Raw genomic sequence first — 16,609 nt, 5'->3', positions numbered from 1 at the left:
CGATGCCTGAGCAGACGGTGGTCCGGCAGGCGCCGGGCAAGCTGTTCGTGGCGGGCGAGTACGCGGTCGTGGAGCCCGGCACCCCGGCGATCCTGGTGGCGGTCGACCGGCACATCACGGTCACCGTGTCCGAGGCGTCCACCGCCGAGGTGGTGATCTCCTCCGACCTCGGTCCGCGGCAGGTGCCCTGGCGCTGGCACGAGGGCCGGCTCGTGGTGCGCGGCGCGGACGACGAGCAGCGCGCCCGTAGTTCCCTGGCCCATGTCGTGACGGCGGTCGAGACCGTGGCCCGGCTGCTGGCCGAACGCGGCCTGCCGGTACCCGCGCTGGACATCACCATCGACTCCCGGCTGCACGATGACGGCAGGAAGTTCGGCCTGGGCTCCAGCGGCGCGGTGACCGTGGCGACCGTGGACGCCGTGGCCGCCTTCTGCGGGCTTCGGCTGCCGGCCGGCGACCGGTTCCGGCTGGCCCTGCTCGCCTCGGCCCTGCTCGACCCCAAGGGCTCCGGCGGCGACCTGGCCGCCTCCACGTTCGGCGGCTGGATCTCCTACCAGTCGCCCGACCGGGAGTTCGTCCTCGACCTGGCCCGGCGGCTGGGCGTCGAGCGGGCGCTGCGCGCGCCCTGGCCGGGGCACGAGGTGCGCCGCCTCCAGGCACCGGAAGGCCTGTCGCTCCAGGTGGGCTGGACTGGGGAACCAGCCTCCACCGGGACGATGGTGTCCGATCTGCACCGCCGGACCTGGCGGGGCAGCGACTCCCACCAAAAGTTCGTCAAGACCAGCACCGACCTGGTGCACGCCTGCGTCGAGGCCCTACAGGGCCGCGACCGTGAGGGACTGCTGCACCAGATCCGCCGGGCCCGGCAGGAACTGGCGCGCCTCGACAACGAGGTGGGTCTCGGCATCTTCACCCCCAAGCTGACCTCCCTGTGTGAGGCCGCCGAGGCCGTCGGCGGCGCCGCCAAGCCCTCGGGGGCGGGAGGCGGCGACTGCGGCATCGCCCTGCTGGACGCCGACGCGGCACGGGACATCTCAGAAGTACGGCAACGGTGGGCCGCGGCCGGGGTGCTGCCCCTGCCCATTCGTCCCGCCCTGGAAGGGATCGAGGAATGAGCGGTTCACGCAAGGACGACCACGTCCGGCTCGCCATGGAGCAGCACCAGGCGTCCCGTGCGGGCAACCAGTTCGACGAGGTGTCGTTCGTCCACCACGCCCTGGCCGGCATCGACCGGCCGGACGTGTCGCTGGGCACGGCCTTCGCCGGTATCGCCTGGCAGGTGCCGATCTACATCAACGCGATGACCGGCGGCAGCGAGAAGACCGGCGTCATCAACCGGGACCTGGCCATCGCCGCCCGCGAGACCGGGGTGCCCATCGCGTCGGGCTCCATGAACGCCTACCTCAAGGATCCGTCGTGCGCGGGCACGTTCAGTGTGCTGCGCGAGGAGAACCCTGACGGGTTCGTCATGGCGAACATCAACGCGACGACCTCGGTCGACAACGCGCGGCGTGCCATCGACCTGATCGCGGCGAACGCCCTGCAGATCCACATCAACACCGCGCAGGAGACGCCGATGCCGGAGGGCGACCGGTCGTTCTCCGACTGGGGCCCGCAGATCGAGAGGATCGTGGCGGCCGTCGACGTCCCCGTGATCGTCAAGGAGGTCGGCAACGGGCTGAGCCGGCAGACCGTCCTGGCGCTGCAGAACCTGGGCGTGCGGGTGGCGGATGTGTCCGGCCGCGGCGGCACCGACTTCGCCCGGATCGAGAACGGCCGGCGCGAGCTCGCCGAGTACGCCTTCATGCACGGCTGGGGCCAGTCCACCGCCGCGTGTCTGCTGGACGCGCAGGACGTCGGCATCCCGGTGCTGGCCTCGGGCGGTGTGCGCAACCCGCTCGACGTGGCCCGCGCGCTGGCGCTCGGTGCCTGCGCGGTCGGTGCGTCGGCGGGCTTCCTGCACACCCTGCTCGACGGTGGTGTGCCGGCGCTGGTCGCGAAGATCACCACCTGGCTGGACCAGCTGGCCGCCCTGCAGACCATGCTCGGCGCCCGCACCCCGGCCGACCTGACGCGCTGTGACCTGCTGATCCACGGCACCCTGCGCGAGTTCTGCGCCGACCGGGGCATCGACACGCGGCGACTTGCCCAGCGGTCCAGCTCCATCGACGCCCTGCACGAGATGACGACGGGAAGCACACGATGACTGACACGCACGCGATCGCCGGGGTCCCGATGAGGTGGGTGGGCCCCCTTCGTATTTCCGGCAATGTCGCCGAGACCGAGACGCAGGTGCCGCTCGCCACCTACGAGTCGCCGCTGTGGCCCTCGGTGGGCCGCGGCGCGAAGGTCTCCCGGCTGGCGGAGAAGGGCATCGTCGCGACCCTCGTCGACGAGCGGATGACCCGCTCGGTGATCGTCGAGGCGACGGACGCGCAGACCGCGTTCGTGGCCGCGCAGACCATCCACGCCCGCATCGACGAGCTGCGCGAGGTGGTGCGCGGCTGCAGCCGGTTCGCCCAGCTGATCAACATCAGGCACGAGATCAACGCGAACCTGCTGTTCATACGCTTCGAGTTCACCACCGGTGACGCCTCCGGCCACAACATGGCGACGCTCGCCTCCGACGTGCTGCTCAAGCACGTGCTGGACACCGTCCCGGGCATCTCCTACGGCTCGATCTCCGGCAACTACTGCACGGACAAGAAGGCCACCGCGATCAACGGCATCCTCGGCCGCGGCAAGAACGTGGTCGCCGAGCTGCTCGTGCCGCGTGACGTGGTGACCGACGTCCTGCGCACGACGGCCGCCAAGGTCGTCGAGCTGAACATCCGCAAGAACCTGCTCGGCACCCTGCTCGCCGGCGGTATCCGCTCGGCGAACGCCCACTTCGCGAACATGCTGCTCGGCTTCTACCTGGCGACCGGCCAGGACGCGGCCAACATCGTCGAGGGCTCGCAGGGCGTCGTCATGGCCGAGGACCGCGACGGCGACCTCTACTTCGCCTGCACCCTGCCGAACCTGATCGTCGGCACGGTCGGCAACGGCAAGGGTCTCGGCTTCGTCGAGACGAACCTGGCCCGGCTCGGCTGCAAGGCCGACCGTGCCCCCGGGGAGAACGCCCGCCGGCTCGCCGTCATCGCGGCCGCGACGGTGCTGTGCGGCGAGCTCTCGCTGCTCGCCGCGCAGACGAACCCGGGTGAGCTGATGCGCGCACACGTCCAGCTGGAACGCGACAACAAGACTGAAAAGGTTGGTGTTTAGGGCATGGCCACCGAGTCCCCGATCGGGATACACGATCTGTCGTTCGCGACCACCGAGTTCGTCCTGTCGCACGAGGCGCTCGCCGCGTACAACGGCACGGAGATCGGCAAGTACCACCTCGGCATCGGCCAGCGGTCGATGAGCGTGCCCGCCGCCGACGAGGACATCGTCACCATCGCCGCCGCCGCTGCCGCGCCGATCGTCGCCCGGCACGGCAGCGAACGTATCCGTACGGTCGTGTTCGCCACCGAGTCCTCCATCGACCAGGCCAAGTCGGCCGGTGTGTACGTGCACTCCCTGCTCGGGCTGCCCTCGGCCTGCCGGGTCGTGGAGCTGAAGCAGGCCTGCTACGGCGCCACGGCGGCCCTGCAGTTCGCCATCGGCCTGGTCCGGCGCGACCCCTCCCAGCAGGTCCTGGTCGTCGCCAGCGACGTCTCCAAGTACGCGCTGGACAGCCCGGGTGAGGCCACCCAGGGCGCGGCCGCGGTCGCCATGCTGGTCGCCGCCGACCCGGCGCTGGTGCGCATCGAGGACCCGTCGGGCGTGTTCACCGCCGACGTCATGGACTTCTGGCGGCCGAACTACCTCAGCACCGCCCTGGTGGACGGCCAGGAGTCCATCTCCGCCTACCTCCAGGCCGTGGAGGGCACCTGGAAGGACTACAGCGAGCAGGGCGGCCGTCCGCTGGAGGACTTCGCCGCGTTCTGCTACCACCAGCCCTTCACGAAGATGGCCTACAAGGCCCACCGCCACCTGCTGAACTACTGCGGCCGCGACACCGACAAGGACATCGTCGAGGCCGCCCTCGGCCAGACCACGGCGTACAACACGGTCATCGGCAACAGCTACACCGCCTCCGTGTACCTGGGTCTGGCGGCGCTGCTGGACCAGGCGGACGACCTGACCGACCGGGCCGTCGGCTTCCTCAGCTACGGTTCCGGCTCCGTCGCCGAGTTCTTCGCCGGCACGGTCGTGCCGGGCTACAAGGAGCACCTGCGCACCGACGCCAACCGCGAGGCCATCGACCGGCGCAAGCCCGTCGACTACGCGGGCTACCGCGAGCTGCACGAGCACTCCTTCCCGACCGACGGCAGCGACCAGGCCAACCCGGCGCAGACCGGCGGCCCGTTCCGGCTGGCCGGGATCAGCGGCCACAAGCGCCTGTACGAGGTCCGCTGACCAGCACGTCCCAGGCCGTGAGTGCGCGGGGGACCCCCTTTGGCGGGGGCTCCCCGCGCGCGGCCCGGCCCACGGCGAAGGCCGCGCGTCCGCCGGCCGGCCGTCGTACCGCAGACAACAACGTGAGGGGAGGGCACGCTCAATGAACGACGTCATGAAGGACATCAGGATCATCGGCACGGGTGCCTACGTGCCGGATCGGATCGTCTCCAACGACGAGGTCGGCGCGCCGGCCGGGGTGGACGGCGAGTGGATCGCGCGCAAGACCGCGATTCTCGAGCGCCGCTGGGCCGCCCCCGACCAGGCCACCTCGGACCTGGCCACGGCCGCCGGTCTGGCCGCGCTGAAGTCCGCGGGCGTCACGCCCGAGCAGCTGTCGGTGATCGCGGTGGCCACCTCCACTCCGGACCGGCCCCAGCCGCCCACGGCGGCCTACGTCCAGCGCAACCTGGGCGCGGCCGGCACGGCGGCGTTCGACGTCAACGCGGTGTGCTCCGGCACGGTGTTCGCGCTGTCCGCGGTCGGCAGCACTCTGCTGCGGCGCGGCGGCTACGCGCTCGTCATCGGCGCGGACGTCTACTCGCGCATCCTGGACCCGGCCGACCGCAGGACGGTCGTGCTGTTCGGGGACGGCGCCGGCGCGATGGTGCTGGGCCCGACCGCCGAGGGTCCGCGCGTGCGGCATGTCGCGCTGCACACGTTCGGCGACCTCAGCGACCTGATCGAGGTGCCCGGCGGTGGCAGCCGGCAGCCCCTGGACCACTCCGGCCTGGACGCGGGCCTGCAGTACTTCGCGATGCAGGGGCGCGAGGTGCGCCGCTTCGTCACGGAACAGCTGCCGCAGCTGGTCAAGGGGTTCCTGCACGAGGCCGGTGTCGAACCCGGCGACATCGGCCACTTCGTGCCGCACCAGGCCAACGGGATGATGCTCGACGCCGTCGTCGACGACCTGGGCCTGTACCGGGCCACCATGCACAAGACGCTGACGCACTACGGCAACACCGGTGCCGCCTCCATCCCGATCACGCTGGACGCGGCCGCCCGCCGGGGTGCCTTCCGCCGCGGTGACCTGATCCTGCTGGCGGGCTTCGGCGGTGGCATGTCGGCGAGCTTCGCGCTCGTCGAGTGGTGACCGCAGGGCCCCTCGAAAGCCGGTGGTGAGGTCTGGAGGCTGACAGTGGCGCTGATCGTGCTGCTCCTCGGTGCCGGGAAGTTTCCAGGGATGGCTCATTCGCTCGGCGAGTCCGCCCGCACCCTCAAGAGCGAGGCGCGGGCGATGAAGAAGGAGGGAGAGGCCGCGGCGACCCCGCAGGCCCCCGCCGACGCCGACCGGCAGACCGCGCCGCACACCATCGCCGCCGCACCCGGCGATGTGTCCGGCGCCCGTCCGCTGACCGAGCCGCACCACAGCCGTCCGGAACTGACACCTCACCGGCGGCGACGCAGAAAAAACGGACCTGCTCCCGCCGGCTGCCGTACGTCCTCGCCTGTGCGTCTGTCCGCTCGACGACCGGCGCCGCGCCGCAACGACCCCGACGCCCGGGCCCGGTGACGACGAGACCTCCGTCCTCGGCCCTCACGCCCGAGGCCCTCGGCAGCGCCGGGGACATCATCTGACGAACGCCCCTATCGCAAAGGTTTGCTCCCATGTCCCTCAGCCTCGACGCCGCCGCCCAGGACCTGCTGTTCCGCGAGGCCCGTACCGCGAACACGTTCACCGACGAGCCGGTCACCGAGGAACAGATCCAGGCGGTCTACGAGCTGATCAAGTACGGCCCGACCGCCTCCAACCAGAGCCCGCTGCGCATCACCCTGGTCCGCTCCCCCGAGGCCCGCGAGCGCCTGGTCCGGCACCTGGCGGAGGTCAACCGGGCGAAGACCGCCACCGCCCCGCTGGTCGCGATCCTCGCCGCGGACAACGAGTTCCACGAGGAGCTGCCGCGGCTGTACCCGACCTTCCCGCAGGCCAAGGACGTCCTCTACGGCGAACGCCCGGTCCGCGAGCGGTCCGCGCTGCTCAACGCGGCGCTTCAGGCCGCGTACTTCGTCACGGACCTTCGGGCCGCCGGTCTGGCCGCGGGCCCCATGTCGGGCTTCGACCACGCCGGCGTGCAGAAGGAGTTCCTCGACGACGACCACAGCCCGCTGATGGTCGTCAACATCGGCAGGCCCGGCGCGGACGCCTGGCGTCCGCGTCTGCCGCGGCTGTCCTACGACGAGGTCGTCACTTCTGTCTGATCCGGCCCATGGCCGTGGCGTCGTACGACAGCCACAGCTCGCGGGCGAGCAGCCGTTCCGCCTCCGAGAGCGGAACGTCCTCGCACACCCGCTCGGGGTGGGCCGCCGGCGGCCCGCCCCGGGCGTACCGGTCGAAGAGACCGTCGAGGTGCGAGGCCGACAGCGAAGTGGCCACCTCGTGGTAGACGTGGGGGCCGCACTGGGTCGACCCGAACAGCACCAGGCTCCGCCAGAGGGGGCGCAGAACGTAGTGCGTCAGCGCCCGTCGGCAGACGCGTAGCCACCATCGCATGATCATCCCTCCGTCCCTCGCTCGCGGCTGTCTCCACACCCTGGCAAGACCGGCTAGCGGCTCGGTCGAGAACGCCCGGGACGTCAGTCGATGCCGCGTACGAGGTGGGGCTCCCAGCTGTCGTCCTCGTCGATCCCGGCGAGCATGAGCGGCGGGGTGCGGAGCAGGGAGAGGTTGATCGTCTCCCTGGACAAGCTGCTGTTCTCCTCCTCGGAGTCGGACATCTGATCCTCCTGCTCGGTCGGCTCGGTCGAGGGCACCCGTATCCCAGCACCATGCAGAGACCAGGACGAGAAACGCTCGAAGGCCGATGGGGAGGGCACGGAGGGCGTCCGGACAGGAAGCAGCCGACGCGAGGAGCCTGGGGCCGGCGTCGGGGGGCCTGGGCGGCGTCAGGAGGTGGGGCCGGGTCCGGGCGTAGAGCCGGTGGCCGTCCTGAGGGCGTCGGAGAGGTCGCGGGCCCGCTGCGCGCCGTCCGTGGCGGCGCCGGCGAGGACGACCCGTGGCGGGCGGCCGCCGTCGGCCGCGATGCGCCGGGCGATGTCGCAGGCGAGGGCGCCGGCGCCGGAGAAGCCGCCGAGCAGCACGGACCGGCCGGAGCCGAGCGCGGCCAGGTCCGGCCACGCGGCGTCGATGCCGGTGGTGAGCACCAGCAGTTCCTGGGGCCCGGGATAGGTGTGGGCCAGCAGGTCGTAGCAGTTGCCCGGCGCGCCCGGCGGCGGGATCAGGCAGATCGTGCCCGCCCGCTCCTGGCGGGCCGCGCGCAGGGTGACCAGCGCGGAGTGCTTGCCCGCAGTGGCGGCCTCGGCACGGGCCGGTCCGGCACTGTCCTCCAGCAGCTTCAGGGCCTCCCCCACGGTGGTGTACTCCACCGCGGACAAGGGCAACGCCCGCAGCAACAGGGCGCACTGAGCCAGTACTTCGGCGGCCGCGGCCTCGTCGAGCAGGGCCCGGTCGTGTACGGCCGTGAGGACCAGGCCGCCCGTGTCGTCGTGGTGGGCGAGCAGCCCGATGGGCAGTACCGAGCGGGCCGGCAGGGTGCCGGGGAACTCGGCGTGGATGCCGTGCGCGGCGAGCTCGGCCGCCAGGCCGTCCAGCGGATGCGGTGGGTCCTCGAAGACGATGACGGTGTCGGCGTCCGCGCCGCCCCCGCCCCAGGACCGGATCCAGTCGGCGGGCACCCACTCGTAGGCGGCCATGTCCAGGGCCCGGTCGCGCAGTTGCCGCAGCAGCCGCGGCACCGTGCACGCCGGGTCCACCTCGACGGACATCGGCAGGTGGTTGCGCAGCGGTCCCGGCATCCGGGCCACCCCGTCGAGGGGTATGCCCCGCCCCGACACGGTCACCGCGAAGGAGACCGGGGCGGGTCCGTCGGAGCCGGAGGTCCAGTAGAGCAGCATGGCCCACACGGCCTGGAGCACGCTGCTCTCGGTGGTGCCCCAGGTGCCGGCCCAGTGGGTGAGCCGGGTGGTGTCGACGGGGTCCAGCCGCAGCCGGGCCCGGCCGATGCCGGTCAGCCCGGTCGTCCCGGTGGTCCGGCCCGGTCTGGACGCCGCGCTGTCGGGCGGCGTGCTGTGTGTCCAGAACCCGCGGGCGGGCTCCAGGTCCTGGGCGGCCACCCACGCGGTGTAGTCGCGCAGATCGGGCCGGCGCTCCCCGCCGCGCAGGGTGCCGCCCGCGAGGTAGGCGCTGTAGAACTCGCGCAGCAGGATGTGCGCGCTCCAGGCGTCGAGCAGCGCCCGGTGGTACGTCACCAGGATCCGCGTCGGTACGACGGTGCCGACCGGCTGGGTCGGCTCCGTCTCCAGCAGGGTCAGCCGCAGCGCTCCGGGCCGGCGCAGGTCGAAGCCGCGCAGCCGGTCGCGCTCCAGCAGGGCGGACCAGTCGCCGTCGTGCAGGACCTGGCGGGTGATCTCAGGCGCGACCCGCTCGTGCACAGTGAGCTGTGGCTCGGGGCCATCAGTGAACGCGGTGCGCAGAATCGTTTCGCAGTCGAAGACGGACTTCCAGGAGGCAATGAAGCGCGGGGCGTCGAACGGGCCGTGCCAGACCCAGACGAGCTGCTCGACATGGCGTCCCGTGCCGGGCTGGGCGTCACCGGCCGTGTACAGCGCCGCCTGCTGGGGCGTGGCCCGGAAGGTGGGCGGGTACGGCGCGGCGGGCGTGGCCGCCAGCTCCGCCAGCAGGTCGCGCAGCAGTTGCCCGAGGTCGGCCATGGATGCCTCGGTGACGCCTGCCGCGGGGTCGGGCACCCAGTCGAGGGCGATCTGCAGCCTGCCGTCGACGACCTGGGCCCGTGTCTCGACGCCGTACGCCGTTTCGCCGGGCACGGGCCGTGCGGTGCGGGGCAGCAGCTCGCCGAGGCTGTCCAGGGTCAGACAGGCCCGCACGGGCGGCAGTTCACGCAGGGCGCGGCGCAGCAGCGGATCGGGGCTCCACTCACGGCAGGCCCCGAAGCCCGCTCCGCCCTCGGCCCGGCCGGCGCACGCGGCCAGCGGACCGGCCAGCGCGGTCAGCCGGTCGACAAGCCCGGGGCCGGACTTCACCACGAGCTGCACCGGATAGGCGTCGGTGAGCCGCCCCACCTGACGCCGCAGACCTTTACGTCCGGCCCTCGGATCGCTGCGCACGTCGAAGCCGACCTCGTCCGATTCCTGCCAGCGGGCCAGCGCCAGGGCGAACACCCCGGTCAGCATCTGCCCGGCGGTCAGCGCGAGCCGACGGGCCAGCCCCTGCGTGATCCGCTCGGTCGCGTTCTCGTCGAGAGCGAACTCGACGTGCCGGGCGGAGCCGGTGGCGGGGTACTGCACCTGCACGGAACCGGGCTCTGAGGGCCGTATCTCACCGTCCTCGTTGTGCACAGCGTGGCCCCGCGTCTGACTGCGCGAGGCGCCCCGCACCCCGCCCGTTCCCTGCGAGACGTCGGTCGCCCGGGACCTGCGCTCGGCGACCACGCTCCAGTGCTGGGCCTCGGCGGAGTCGCGGGCCAACTCCCTCAGTTCCGTGACCCAGTCGGCCAGCCCCTCCGGCACGGGCGGCGGCGGTACCGCCGCCCCCTTCGCGGCCCCGGCGAGCGCCGCGGTCAGGTCGTCGAGCAGGATGCGCCAGGACGCGGCGTCCGCGGCCAGCTCATGGACGACCACGGCGAGCCGGTCGGCCCGCGCCACGCCCGTACGGCGGTCCTGGGCGAGCAGGACCCTCAGCTGGACACCGGTGTACGCGTCGAGCGTGCGCCCGGTCTCCTCCAGCAGCGCGGCGAACGCTGCCTCGTCGGTGAACTCGCCCACCCTCACCAGGTCCTGCCCGGCCGCGGCCCCCTCTCCGGGCGCGTCGGTGAGCCACCCGTCGCCCGCGGCGTCGAGGCGACCGCGCAGCTGCGGATGGGCGGCCACGACGGCATGTACCGCCGCACGCAGCGCCTCCACCGTCGGCATGCTCTCCACGTCGAGCAGCATTGCCTCGTGAGCGGCCGTTCCGCCCCGCGTGAGGGCCGCGCCCTGGGCCGGGGTCAGGGGGCGGTCGGCGGCGGCCGGCGGCTCGGTGAGCCGGTCGGCGATACGGCCCGAGACCGAGGCGGTGGCCGCCCCGTGCGCGGCGACTAACCGCAGCGTGTGGTGGTGGGGGCCGTGCCGCACCAGCTCGTGCCGCTCGTCCGGCAGATGCTCGTGCAACAGGGCTTGCAGCGCGGCGGCATCCACCGGCCCGTGCAGCTCGAGGTCCCACGGTGTGGCGTACGGAGGAGGACCCGGATCGACGACGACGGAGATCGGCGTCCGGGGGTAGCCGTGCACGGTCTTGGAATCCAGACCATGCTGCCTCTCTCCCATGAACGGCCTCCGCGCCTGCCTGTGTCCAGTACGGTCAGACCGATCACGCTAATCGCCGTAATCGCCCGGTGTCCGTTTTCCCAAGTGGGTGTGCAGCGGTGCCCGAGCGACGCCCGAGAGCGGCGGCCGTGTGGCGAGCCGTGGAGGGACGGTCAGGGGGCGTCACCCTTCATTGGATGACGTTCGGCGGCTCGTCCGGACCGAAGGCGAGCGCGGCGGAAATCCCGAGCGCCGCCGTTTCGGACGCGCCGATGTTGCTGAACACGGGCAGCTCCTTGCCGTGTGTTCGGACCGCAGGCCACGCTACTGGGCACGCGACAAGGCACTGTCCCTGCTTCCTCCGGGCCTCGACCCACTCACTAGCGGCCCGGCAGCAAGCCCGTCACAGCATGCGGACTGCGGTCTCCGCGTGCTCCTTGGCGAGCGTGAGCAGGGTCAGCGAGTTCCGGCCGAGCATCTCCCGCACCTGTCGGCGGGCGTCCGCCAGACCGGCCCCCTCGCCCAGCACCGCCGCGATGTCCTCCTCGCGCAGCACGACGCTGTGCCGGACGGTGACGGTCACCCCCGTCTCGTCCGGCGCGACGGACCACTCGGTGGTGTGCGCGGCGAGCAGCGCGGGGTTCACGGTCTGCTTGCAGATGATGCGGCCCGCGTGCGGGAAGCAGATCCGGATCGACTCGGTGTTGTGCGTGCCGTACTCGGTCACCGCCTCCATGGCGATGCGCTGCACTCCGGGCGCTTCCTCGGTGAGGTCGACCCGGGCGACGTACGGCACGAGGCCGGGCCAGGCGTCCGCCCGGTACAGGAAGTCGTAGACCAGCTCGGGTGCGCCCTTGATGCGCATCGAGTCCTCGAAGGTCAACGTCAGTTCGTCCAGCCGTGTCCACTGCTCGGCGACACTCTTGAGCTCTCTGAGCTGGGTGCGGATGCTGCGCTCGGCGGCCAATCGCGCCTGCGCCCTGTCGGCGTCCGGGTCGTCGAAGGTGGTGATGTCGATCCCCAGCTCCAGCGTGGTGTCGCGCGGCCCCTGGCTGCGTACGCTCATCGCACCGCCCAGCATTTCCCGCAGGGACGACTCGGGCAGTTCCTGCCGGAACTCGATGCGCCGCTCCACCTGGTCGAGGCGCCGCGCCGAGACCCACGACCGCAACTGTCCGTCCATGAGCGCCCATACCCTTATGCGCTCATGCTGGCCGTCGAACTCCAGGCGCTCCACATGAACGTTGGGGGAGAAATAGAGCGGCCACTTGGACGTATCGGCCATCAGTGCGTAGACCACGCCGGCGGGCGCGGCCACATGGACGTTACGCGTCACCCCTCCCGCAATCTCACCAGACATCTGCACACCTCTCTCTTGACCTTGCGCCGATCGATCGCGATCAGAATTCAGACGACGGCATGAAAACCACTGGAGCACGAACGGAGCACGGGTCGAGCGATGTGATCCACGGGTTTACGAAACCTCTGACGCGTCCTCACGAAACGGCGGCGGTTCACTCCTGGTGGCCGGGACCGGTCAGCTGACGTACAGGGGCTCCCGCACCAGGCGGCCGACGACCCGGCAGGCCCGGCCCACCAACCTGGACAGCCGCCGGTCGTACGGCGAGCAGTCGCCGCCCGGGATGGTGCGCAACCAGGTGGGCCCCGCAGTCCACTGACTCCAGCCGTCGGCTCTCAAGCGCGCGGCCCGCACATCGTCCTCGGCGGCGACGACGAGCAGCGGTGTGGTCAGCGGGTCGGCTGGGGAGGGCTTGCGAACCGCCTCGCGCAGGGCCGCGGCCAGCTCCAGGTCGGCGCGGAGTTCCGGCAGCATGGCCCGCAGGAAGATCCCCTCGTCGCTGGTGGGCGGTACGGCGCCCTTGCCGCCCAGGATCTGCAGCAGATCGGCGTCGGGTACCCCGCGGGCGTCCGGCAGTTCGGAAGGCTCGTGCGGGGGCGGGCAGGCGCCGACGGCGAGGAGCGCCGGGCCGGGCAGGCCCGCCTCCTGCAGAACGCGCGTCACGGCGAGCGCGGCCAGCGCACCGAGGCCGTGCCCGTAGAGGACGTACGGTCCGGGCTGCGGGTCGGTGAATCGTGGCAGCACGTCGACGAGCAGCGCCTCGGCGGTGGTGAGCCGGGGTTCGGTGCGCCGTTGTGCGCCGCCGGGCAGCGGGACCGGGACGAGCTCGGCGCCGGGGGCGACGTCCGCCGCCCAGTCGGCGAAGGCGGAGACGCCTTCGGCGGAGTGCGCGAAGCAGTGGAGTCGCACTGACTGACCGTCCGGCATGGCATCCTCCTCGTCCTCCGCCCTGGTCCCACGGGGCGGGGTTCGAGAATCTCCGGACCTCCTCGAATGCTGCTTGAGACGAGACCGAGCCCCTGATCCACGGCCTCACCGGACGAGGCAGTGCGCTGAGCCGCGCACGGAAGCGAGGTGGCTCACCGCCCACCGGTCGGGGGAGCGGCCCGTGTCTGTCGTCCGGATCATGCCGGCGTCAGGGGGTCCGGCTGCTCCCCCACTGCCTCAAAGACGTTGGGGGAACCCCCGGCCGCATGGGCGTCGGTCCCACCGACCTTCGGCTCCGCTCGCGCGGGAGTGCCCCCACTCATTTCCTCTCGGCTCGGCCGAGAGGCATCGTTCCTTGCGCCGGCCTGCTCCGGAAAGAAACAGGCTCCTAGGCCGCGTACCGGTCGAAGGTGGAGCCGCGGCGCGGGCCGGCCACGACGTCGAGCTCCGGGTCGACCGCGAGCATGGCCTGATGCAGCCGCTGGAGCTGAGGCGAGGGTTCCACTCCGAGCTCCGAGATAAGGCCCTCCCGCAGCTTGCGGTAGACGTCCAGGGCCGACGCCTGCCGCCCCGACCGGTACAGGGCCACCATCGCCTGGGCGTGCAGGCCCTCGTGATGCGGGTGACGGGCGATCAGATCGGCGAGCTCGGCTATCAGCTCCGCGTGTCTGCCGAGCCGCAGATCCGCGTCGATCCGCCGTTCGACGGTCACCAACCGGGACTCCTCCAGCCGCATGACCTCTATCTCCAGGACCGGCCCGAGACGTACGTCCACCAGCGCCGGCCCCTGCCACAGGGCGAGCGACTGCCGGAAGGAACGGGCGGCCCGTTCGTCGTCGCCTGTCTCGAAGGCCTCCTGGCCCTCGGAGACCAGCCGCTCATAGGTGTGCACGTCCACCGACTCCGGTGGTATCTGCAGCACATAGCCGCCGTGTCGAGTGGCCAGAACATTCTTCGCCGCGCCCGGTGAATCGGGTCCCATCGCAGTGCCGAGGCACCGACGCAGCTGCATGATGTACGTCTGCAGTGTCGTCATCGCGCTCTGCGGGAGATCCGTTCCCCAGATCTCTTCCATCAGCGTCGAAACCGGCATGACGCGGCTCGGATAGAGCGCGAGCAGGGCAAGAATCTGCCTGGGCTTCCCAGCTGTCGGAACGATCGATCCCCCGTTCACGGCGGCGCACAGCGGACCCAATACCTGAATCTCCATGGTTCCCTCCGTTCGTCGTCGAGCTCCCCCGATGGCGGAAAGTCGTCGGGCGAACTTGCACGCTAGCCGCACCGGCAGCGGAGGAATGGGTTCCTTCAGCAGCGCTTGAGCAATTCTCAAATAAAAAACAAAGCGGGCAAAGTCCGACCAAATAGGAAAGAAGAGAGATCCAAAGATCCTTTGACTGTTAAACCAGCCATAAAAACTGGTTGCGCACTCATTTATGAGCCGTTATCGACTCAGTCTCGAAAATGATTCCACGCACACTCGATCACACGCCGCCGGCCGGGCCCTCGGGCCCGGAGGTCAGGATGAGCCGCTGGATCCGGCGCAGTTCGACCGAGGGCTCCAGCCCGAGATCGCGCACGAGCGTGGCACGCAGCCGCTGGTACGCCTCCAGCGCCTCACTGCGCCGCCCGGAGCGCTCGAGGGCGACCATGTACTGGCCGCTCAGCGACTCGTTGACCGGGTAGCGGGTGACCAGAACCGTCAGTTCGGCGACCAGCTCGCGATGCCGGCCGAGTCGCAGATCCGCCTCGATGCGCCGGTCCAGGGCGCACAGCCGGGCCTCCTCCAGCTGCTCGGCCGCCATCTGGAGCCGTCTGCCGGTCTGTATGTCGGCGAAGGCGGGCCGCTCCACAGGTCCAGGGCCCGCTTCAGCTGCCGTGCCGCGCCCGCGAAGTCCCCGTCCTCCATCGCCCGGTAGCCCGCGTCCGCCAGTGCCTCGAACTCCCGTACATCACCGACGCCGTCGGCGGGGCGGAGCAGATAGCCGCCCGGCAGGGTGACCAGGACGTCCTTGGCCGTGCGCCGGGACCCCTCCGGCGGCCGGCTCTGCTCCAGAGCGGCGGTGATGAGGTCGCGCAGCTGGAGCACATAGGTCTGCAGCGTGGTGCGGGCGGTGCGGGGCGGCTTGTCGCCCCACAGCTCCTCGAAGAGTGCGGCGGGAGAGACCACCTGTCCCGCGTGGAAGGCCAGCAGAGCGAGCACCTGGCGCGGTTTGCGCGCGGTGGGCACCACCGAGACGCCGTTCTCCCTGACGTCCAAGGTGCCCAGTACCTTGATGCTCACAGGTCTCTCCTGTCCCGGCCCAGCCGGCGCCACAGTCGGTCGGGGTCAAATAAAACCGCGCGGTTCGTATTTTTTTAGTAGCCTACCGCACGCTCCATGCCCCGCTACTGATCAGGGAACGCCCCTCCGGACTGCTCGGGAAACACGCTCTGCGGCGCCTGCCCCTGCGTCAGCATGGACGCGGGCGTCAGGGCGGCCGTCTGCGGCCGCGAGCCCCCCGACTCCAGCGTCTGAAGGTCCTGCCGGTCGGCGAGCCGGGGCAGCAGCAGCTCCCACAGGCCCGTGAGCCGCTGCCGGGACAGCCAGGAGGCGTCCTCACCGCCCAGCACCTCCAGACCCGCGGTGACGGCCACGATGACATGGGCGGCATCCATCCAGGACACCCCGTCGGCCAGCGAGCCGCTGCCGTCGGCCCGGCGGAGGCTGTCCTCGACCCAGCGCTGCCACTCCGCACGCAGCGGGGACTTCGTACGCCGCGCGACACCGCAGGCGAGCTCGAAGCCGCCCCGGACCACGACGTCCTGGACCAGGCAGCGAATCAGCTCGTGCGTCGCGTCCACCACGGCCTGCAAGGAGTCGCCGTGCCGGGCCCGCGCCGCCTCGGTGAGCCGGCGTATGGTCGCGGAGGCCTCTTGCTCCACGGCGTCGGCGAGCGCGTTCTTGTTGGCGAAGTGGAAGTGCAGCGCCCCGTTGCTGACCCCTGCACGTTTACTGATGGCACCCAGCGACGCGGGGACGAAGCCCTCCTCGGCGAACACCTCAGCCGCGGCCTGGATCAGCGAACGCCGCGTGCGAGCGGCTCGCTCCTGCTTGACCATGTGCTGTCTCCTGGGGCGAACGGGACGTCATAAGGGATTGCCGTGGTCCCGAGACGGCATGGTGAGTTCCGTACCGTATGCCCAGAGTAACAAACCGCGTGCGCGGTTTCCATATCCCCGGTTCTCTATGAGACCGGCTGCCAGCACGATCCCACTAAGGCGCTCAAGACTCGCTTGAGTCCGCCTCGCTGGAAGCTGCCCCCTGACCGGAGAACGACTGAGGGGCCGCAACGTGGCGGCCCCTCAGTACTCGTCATGTCCCCGTTCCACGGGGTCACTTCCCCGCTCTACGGGGTCACCGGGTCACTTCACCGGTTCGGGTTCGGGTGTGTGTTCCTCTTCGGTGGTACCGGTGGGGTCGGTGGGGGTTGTGACGGAGTCCAGGAGGAGCTGGGCGACGTCGACGACCTGGATGGATTCCTTGGCCTTGCCCTCGTTCTTCTT

14 protein-coding genes and 1 pseudogene are annotated in these 16,609 nt (G+C 71.1%); 7 read left to right on the top strand and 8 right to left on the bottom strand.

Annotated elements, in window-relative coordinates:
* Nucleotides 1–2: 2 nt before the first annotated feature.
* The 7 genes from ABZZ79_RS36645 to ABZZ79_RS36615 all read left to right on the top strand — a co-directional run bounded on the left by ABZZ79_RS36645 (nt 3) and on the right by ABZZ79_RS36615 (nt 6,681).
* Nucleotides 3–1,115, top strand: a complete 1,113-nt coding sequence (locus ABZZ79_RS36645) for a phosphomevalonate kinase (protein ID WP_356696484.1) — start codon at nt 3–5, stop codon at nt 1,113–1,115.
* Complete coding sequence (gene fni, locus ABZZ79_RS36640; protein ID WP_356696482.1) at nt 1,112–2,206, top strand: type 2 isopentenyl-diphosphate Delta-isomerase; 1,095 nt, start codon at nt 1,112–1,114, stop codon at nt 2,204–2,206. Before ABZZ79_RS36645 ends, fni begins: the two co-directional genes overlap by 4 nt.
* Nucleotides 2,203–3,264 (top strand): hydroxymethylglutaryl-CoA reductase, encoded by a 1,062-nt coding sequence (locus tag ABZZ79_RS36635; RefSeq protein ID WP_356696480.1) that lies wholly within the window; start codon nt 2,203–2,205, stop codon nt 3,262–3,264. Before fni ends, ABZZ79_RS36635 begins: the two co-directional genes overlap by 4 nt.
* Nucleotides 3,265–3,267: 3 nt before the next feature.
* Nucleotides 3,268–4,443, top strand: a complete 1,176-nt coding sequence (locus tag ABZZ79_RS36630) for a hydroxymethylglutaryl-CoA synthase (RefSeq protein WP_356696478.1) — start codon at nt 3,268–3,270, stop codon at nt 4,441–4,443.
* Nucleotides 4,444–4,585: 142 nt separating this feature from the next.
* Nucleotides 4,586–5,575 (top strand): ketoacyl-ACP synthase III, encoded by a 990-nt coding sequence (locus ABZZ79_RS36625; RefSeq protein ID WP_356696476.1) that lies wholly within the window; start codon nt 4,586–4,588, stop codon nt 5,573–5,575.
* Nucleotides 5,576–5,620: 45 nt separating this feature from the next.
* Nucleotides 5,621–5,995, top strand: coding sequence for a hypothetical protein (locus ABZZ79_RS36620; protein ID WP_356696474.1), 375 nt, complete (start codon nt 5,621–5,623; stop codon nt 5,993–5,995).
* A gap of 95 nt (nt 5,996–6,090) precedes the next feature.
* The gene (locus tag ABZZ79_RS36615) at nt 6,091–6,681 is read left to right on the top strand and encodes a malonic semialdehyde reductase (RefSeq protein WP_356696472.1); all 591 of its coding nucleotides are present in this window, start codon (nt 6,091–6,093) and stop codon (nt 6,679–6,681) included.
* Here ABZZ79_RS36615 and ABZZ79_RS36610 read toward each other — a convergent pair.
* The 8 genes and pseudogenes from ABZZ79_RS36610 to ABZZ79_RS36575 form a co-directional block, all read right to left on the bottom strand.
* A complete protein-coding gene (locus ABZZ79_RS36610) occupies nt 6,668–6,973 on the bottom strand; it encodes a DUF6059 family protein (RefSeq protein ID WP_356696470.1) in 306 nt (101 codons plus the stop codon). The two genes, ABZZ79_RS36615 and ABZZ79_RS36610, sit on opposite strands and share 14 nt — an antisense overlap.
* Nucleotides 6,974–7,056: 83 nt before the next feature.
* Nucleotides 7,057–7,197: a hypothetical protein gene (locus ABZZ79_RS36605; RefSeq protein ID WP_356696468.1), complete on the bottom strand. Its 141-nt coding sequence runs from the start codon at nt 7,195–7,197 to the stop codon at nt 7,057–7,059.
* A 168-nt stretch (nt 7,198–7,365) separates the two neighbouring features.
* On the bottom strand, nt 7,366–10,800 hold the full coding sequence (locus ABZZ79_RS36600) for a condensation domain-containing protein (protein WP_356696466.1): 3,435 nt from the start codon (nt 10,798–10,800) through the stop codon (nt 7,366–7,368).
* A gap of 382 nt (nt 10,801–11,182) precedes the next feature.
* The gene (locus ABZZ79_RS36595; protein ID WP_356696464.1) at nt 11,183–12,139 is read right to left on the bottom strand and encodes an aromatase/cyclase; all 957 of its coding nucleotides are present in this window, start codon (nt 12,137–12,139) and stop codon (nt 11,183–11,185) included.
* A gap of 177 nt (nt 12,140–12,316) precedes the next feature.
* On the bottom strand, nt 12,317–13,066 hold the full coding sequence (locus tag ABZZ79_RS36590) for a thioesterase domain-containing protein (protein WP_356696462.1): 750 nt from the start codon (nt 13,064–13,066) through the stop codon (nt 12,317–12,319).
* Between the two features lie 388 nt (nt 13,067–13,454).
* Nucleotides 13,455–14,276, bottom strand: a complete 822-nt coding sequence (locus ABZZ79_RS36585) for an AfsR/SARP family transcriptional regulator (protein ID WP_356696460.1) — start codon at nt 14,274–14,276, stop codon at nt 13,455–13,457.
* Between the two features lie 271 nt (nt 14,277–14,547).
* Nucleotides 14,548–15,347 (bottom strand): annotated as a pseudogene (locus tag ABZZ79_RS36580) (AfsR/SARP family transcriptional regulator).
* Nucleotides 15,348–15,451: 104 nt separating this feature from the next.
* Nucleotides 15,452–16,165, bottom strand: a complete 714-nt coding sequence (locus ABZZ79_RS36575; RefSeq protein WP_356696458.1) for a ScbR family autoregulator-binding transcription factor — start codon at nt 16,163–16,165, stop codon at nt 15,452–15,454.
* Between the last annotated feature and the right edge of the window lie 444 nt (nt 16,166–16,609).

Source organism: Streptomyces sp. NPDC006458, assembly GCF_040612135.1.
GTDB lineage: Bacteria > Actinomycetota > Actinomycetes > Streptomycetales > Streptomycetaceae > Streptomyces.
The sequence above is the reverse complement of the archived record's forward strand: the minus strand, read 5'-3'. Positions and strand labels throughout refer to the sequence as shown.

What these genes read in the sequence shown, in the direction of transcription:
- ABZZ79_RS36645 (WP_356696484.1), top strand. Translation starts at nt 3, where the DNA reads ATGCCTGAGCAGACGGTGGTCCGGCAGGCGCCGGGCAAGCTGTTCGTG.
- fni (WP_356696482.1), top strand. Translation starts at nt 1,112, where the DNA reads ATGAGCGGTTCACGCAAGGACGACCACGTCCGGCTCGCCATGGAGCAG.
- ABZZ79_RS36635 (WP_356696480.1), top strand. Translation starts at nt 2,203, where the DNA reads ATGACTGACACGCACGCGATCGCCGGGGTCCCGATGAGGTGGGTGGGC.
- ABZZ79_RS36630 (WP_356696478.1), top strand. Translation starts at nt 3,268, where the DNA reads ATGGCCACCGAGTCCCCGATCGGGATACACGATCTGTCGTTCGCGACC.
- ABZZ79_RS36625 (WP_356696476.1), top strand. Translation starts at nt 4,586, where the DNA reads ATGAACGACGTCATGAAGGACATCAGGATCATCGGCACGGGTGCCTAC.
- ABZZ79_RS36615 (WP_356696472.1), top strand. Translation starts at nt 6,091, where the DNA reads ATGTCCCTCAGCCTCGACGCCGCCGCCCAGGACCTGCTGTTCCGCGAG.
- ABZZ79_RS36610 (WP_356696470.1), bottom strand. Translation starts at nt 6,973, where the DNA reads ATGCGATGGTGGCTACGCGTCTGCCGACGGGCGCTGACGCACTACGTT.
- ABZZ79_RS36605 (WP_356696468.1), bottom strand. Translation starts at nt 7,197, where the DNA reads ATGTCCGACTCCGAGGAGGAGAACAGCAGCTTGTCCAGGGAGACGATC.
- ABZZ79_RS36600 (WP_356696466.1), bottom strand. Translation starts at nt 10,800, where the DNA reads ATGGGAGAGAGGCAGCATGGTCTGGATTCCAAGACCGTGCACGGCTAC.
- ABZZ79_RS36595 (WP_356696464.1), bottom strand. Translation starts at nt 12,139, where the DNA reads ATGTCTGGTGAGATTGCGGGAGGGGTGACGCGTAACGTCCATGTGGCC.
- ABZZ79_RS36590 (WP_356696462.1), bottom strand. Translation starts at nt 13,066, where the DNA reads ATGCCGGACGGTCAGTCAGTGCGACTCCACTGCTTCGCGCACTCCGCC.
- ABZZ79_RS36585 (WP_356696460.1), bottom strand. Translation starts at nt 14,276, where the DNA reads ATGGAGATTCAGGTATTGGGTCCGCTGTGCGCCGCCGTGAACGGGGGA.
- ABZZ79_RS36575 (WP_356696458.1), bottom strand. Translation starts at nt 16,165, where the DNA reads ATGGTCAAGCAGGAGCGAGCCGCTCGCACGCGGCGTTCGCTGATCCAG.